Source organism: Dietzia sp. B44, from assembly GCF_014145245.1.
Classification (GTDB): Bacteria; Actinomycetota; Actinomycetes; order Mycobacteriales; family Mycobacteriaceae; genus Dietzia; species Dietzia natronolimnaea.
Window position 1 is genome coordinate 1 of the sequence record NZ_JAALEF010000158.1, and the last position, 2,043, is coordinate 2,043.

General features: G+C 70.6%; 2 protein-coding genes. One reads left to right on the forward strand and one right to left on the reverse strand.

Annotated features, from left to right (window positions below; translation table 11 throughout):
• A partial coding sequence (locus G6017_RS06205) for a TPM domain-containing protein (protein WP_182616479.1) occupies positions 1 to 615 on the reverse strand: 615 nt, incomplete at its 3' end.
• A gap of 68 nt (positions 616 to 683) precedes the next feature.
• Here G6017_RS06205 and dnaG point away from each other — a divergent pair.
• Positions 684 to 2,043, forward strand: a 1,360-nt coding sequence (gene dnaG, locus G6017_RS06210) for a DNA primase (protein ID WP_182616481.1), incomplete at its 3' end; no start/stop codon positions are given.

Sequence of the window (2,043 nt, forward strand, 5' to 3'; positions counted from 1 at the left end):
GGCCTGCCTGGCCGTGCGGGTGGACCGGCGTCGGCGGCTGATCAGCAGGACCGCGGCCACCACGGCGACGATCACCGCGATGATCCCCAGCAGGGCCCCACCGGAGAGCCCGGAGCCCGAGCCCTGTCGTTCGAGCCCGTCGGCCGCGCCGATGGCCGCACCTGCCCAGTCACCGGCCGCCAGTCGCGGTTCGATGTCCCGGTCGGCGATCCGCTGGTCCGCGCGCTGGTCGGTGGATTCGAACCAGTAGCCGCGGTCCTGCACGGCCACCGCGAGCAGCACGTCGGAGGCGCCGAGGTCGGACAGCCGGGCCGTCTCCTGCGCCCACTGCTGGACCGGCACGCCGTCGAAGCTGTCGACGTAGGTCACCCAGAGCTGGATGTTGTCGGTCGACCTGAGTTCGGCGAGCCGGCTCTCCACGGCGGCGGTATCCGCACCCAGCACGCCCGCGGAATCCGTGACCTGCTGCTGCAGCCGGAACGGCGGTTCCGCCGAGGCGGAGGGCGCCGCCCACCCGACCAGGCTGACGAGGAACGCCGACAGGAGCGCGACGGCCGCCACCGTGCGGGACCGTGGGCTCCGGACGGCGAGGGGGCGGGGTGGGGGTGCGATCATGCGGCCAGCGTATCGGCCCGTCGCAGGGGGCACGCCGGTCTCCTGCCCGGGCGGTTACTCTGGGCGGCATGGCAGGGCGGATTCCGGAGCAGGACATCGCCGCGATCCGCGAACGCACTCGCATCGAGGAGGTCGTCGGCGAGTACGTCGCGCTCAAACCAGGCGGCGCGGATTCGATGAAGGGGCTGTCCCCGTTCAAGGACGAGAAGACGCCCTCGTTCCACGTTCGTCCGCAGCACGGCTATTTCCACTGCTTCTCCACCGGTGAGGGCGGCGACGTGTTCGCCTTCCTCATGAAGATGGAGCACATCAGCTTCGTCGAGGCGGTGGAGCAGCTCGCGGACAGGATCGGCTACCGCATCTCCTACGAGGGCGGCGGGCAGGTGATCCAGCGCGACCGCGGGACCCGTTCGCGACTGGTCCAGGCCAACGCCGCCGCGCAGAAGTTCTACGCCGAGCGACTCCATCAGGACGCGGAGGCCGAGATCGCACGCGCGTTCCTCACCGACCGCGGCTTCGACCTCTCCCACGCCGAGCGCTTCGGGTGCGGGTACGCGCCCACGGGCTGGGACACCATGAGCAAACACCTGATGCGGCAGGGTTTCGAGCCCAAGGAGCTGGAGTCGGCGGGACTGTCCAAGACCAGCTCACGGGGGACGCTGATCGACCGGTTCCACCGGCGCCTGCTGTGGCCCATCCGCAATCTCGCGGGGGAGGTGATCGGGTTCGGCGCCCGCAAGCTCTTCGAGGACGACACCCTGGGCAAGTACATGAACACGCCGGAGACGATGCTCTACAAGAAGTCGCAGGTGCTGTTCGGACTGGACCTGGCCAAGCGGGACGTCGCCGCCCAGCGCCGGGCGGTGGTCGTGGAGGGCTATACGGATGTCATGGCCATGCACGCGGCCGGCGTGACCACGGCCGTGGCGGCGTGTGGCACCGCGTTCGGTGAGGACCACCTGTCCACCCTCCGGCGACTGATGTTGGACGACAACTACTTCCGCGGCGAGATCATCTACACCTTCGACGGCGACGAGGCCGGAAAGAAGGCCGCGATGCGGGCGTTCTCCGGGGACCAGCAGTTCTCCGGCCGCACCTTCGTGGCGGTGGCCCCCGCCGGTCAGGACCCCTGCGACATCCGCCAGAAGAAGGGCGACGCGGCCGTCCGCGATCTGATCTCGGCCCGGGTGCCGATGTTCGAGTTCGCCATCCGCTCCATGCTCGAGGAATACGATCTCGACCACGCGGAGGGCCGGGTCGAGGCGCTCCGCCAGACCGTGCCGGTGGTGGCGGACATCCGCGACTCGGCCCTGCGTGACGAGTACGCCCGGCAGTTGGCAGGCTGGGTGGGGTGGGACGATCCCGCGACGGTGCTGCGCCGCGTCCGCGAGGAGGCCCGCAAGCGGGGGCGCGCCCGGGCGGCGGCGC